At 44.5% G+C, this 1,959-nt stretch carries 2 protein-coding genes; one reads left to right on the top strand and one right to left on the bottom strand.

Translation table 11 applies throughout. The annotated features are described in order from the left end of the window. Nucleotides 1–1,637 (top strand): class I SAM-dependent DNA methyltransferase (locus CA2_RS18455; protein ID WP_169741436.1); only part of this gene is annotated, 1,637 nt, incomplete at its 5' end. A gap of 49 nt (nucleotides 1,638–1,686) precedes the next feature. On the opposite strand, the gene CA2_RS17365 is transcribed toward CA2_RS18455, so the two are convergent. Continuing rightward, nucleotides 1,687–1,959 (bottom strand): helix-turn-helix domain-containing protein (locus CA2_RS17365; protein WP_081888815.1); only part of this gene is annotated, 273 nt, incomplete at its 5' end.

Raw genomic sequence — 1,959 nt, 5'->3', positions numbered from 1 at the left:
AAATCAACGAATTCGCTGCAGAACTTGCCAGAGTAACAGTCTGGATCGGTGATATCCAGTGGTGCCGTCAAAACGGCTGGCCTCATAGCCTCAACCCCATCCTGAAGCCCCTTGATGGCATCGAAAATCGAGATGCACTCCTGAATACTGATGGAACCGAAGCTACATGGCCAAAAGCGCATGTGATTGTTGGAAATCCGCCCTTCTTAGGTGGCTCCGTCATGCGAGGTGAACTAGGTGATACCTACGTTGAAACGCTCCGAAAAACATACGACGGGTGTGTCCCCGGTGGGGCTGACTTGGTTTGCTATTGGTTCGAGAAAGCCAGAGCACAAATCAAAGACAACAAACTCCAAGCAGCAGGCTTTGTCTCTACACAATCAATACGTAAAGGTTCCAACAGAACAGTTCTCGAACGTATCATAAATAGTTCAAGGATTTTTCTTGCATGGAGTGATGAACCATGGGTGAACGATGGCGCTTCCGTGCGAGTGTCAATGACAGGTTTTGGAAACCTGAAAACACAAGCCAAGCTTGATGATTTGCCTGTGTCATCCATCAATGCAGACCTAACAACAGGCGATGGATTAGATTTAACAAAAGCGATACCGCTTACAGAGAACAGCAATACAAGCTTTGAAGGCACCAAAAAGTATGGTGACTTCGACATACCCGGCCATGTGGCAAGAAGTTGGCTCTCGGCAGCCAATCCAAATGGAAAGCCAAACAGCCAAGTTGTTAAACCTTGGGTGAATGGCAATGACATAACAAAACGCCCATCAGATACTTGGATTATTGACTTCGGAACGGATATGTCAGAAGTTGATGCCACACTCTTTGAACAGCCATACGAACATCTTCTTCAAAATGTTAAGCCTTACCGTGCAAACGCAAATAGAAATGGTGATGCTGGCAAGTGGTGGCTTCATGAAAGAGCAAGACCAGCCTTGCGAGAAGCGATAAAAAATTTAACTCGTTATATCGCCACAGTAAGAGTTGCAAAGCATAGGTTTTTCACTTGGCTACCTACATCTGTCCTGCCAGATACGCGGTTGTGCGTGATTGCACGGCAAGATGACTGCACGTTTGGAATACTTTCAAGCCGTATGCATACAGTCTGGACACTTGCTAATTCATCAAGGCACGGTGATGGTGATGAAGGTGGACGCCCTACCTACAACGGTAAGTCTTGCTTTGAAACATTTCCTTTTCCAGAAGGTTTAACGCCCAAAGACACTACTGAACCCATCGTTGAAACAGATATTACAAAGGACATATCTAGGTTTGCAAGGGAGCTTGATGAACAACGAAGGAACGTTATTTTTCCTCCAACAATGGTGGAATGGGTAATTACGCCAGAGGAAGAAGAAGCAGGCTTTCCTAAGCGACCAGTAGCTAAAACAGGCTTCGAAGAAAAAGTAAAAAAATTAACACTAACAAATCTCTACAACAAGCCCCCCACTTGGCTGACTAATGCTCATCAAGCCTTGGATGCTGCTGTTGCCAAGGCATACGGATGGGAAGACTACACCCCCCAGATAAGCGATGAGGAAATACTGAAACGGCTGTTTGAAATGAACTTAAAGCGGAGCAAGCCAGTCACCTCAAAAGCAAAGGGGGCAACTAGGAAGAAATAGCTCTCATGCGCTTTTGCATAAAGGCAATGTGGGCTGGCGACCTCAAGATCTACTGTCGTATAACTACGCCTAAATAATTATTTTCTAATAATTTTATATATTCATTAAATAGGTCTTGAGGTGCACAGTTCATTGCTTTGGAAATTTCAATGAAATCAATGAGATCTATGCTTCTTTCTCCGTTCTCATACTTTGAAATAAAAGACTGAGGTCGGTTTAATGCTTTAGCTAGATCTTTTTGTAATATGGATTTCTCCTTGCGAGTGCTGACTAGAAGATTTCGCAAAGCAACCAGCTTTGGGTGAGTAGGCGGGCGTGTCAT

The sequence above is a fragment of the Comamonas aquatica NBRC 14918 genome, from assembly GCF_000739875.1.
Classification (GTDB): domain Bacteria; phylum Pseudomonadota; class Gammaproteobacteria; order Burkholderiales; family Burkholderiaceae_C; genus Comamonas; species Comamonas aquatica.
The sequence above is the reverse complement of the archived record's forward strand: the minus strand, read 5'-3'. Positions and strand labels throughout refer to the sequence as shown.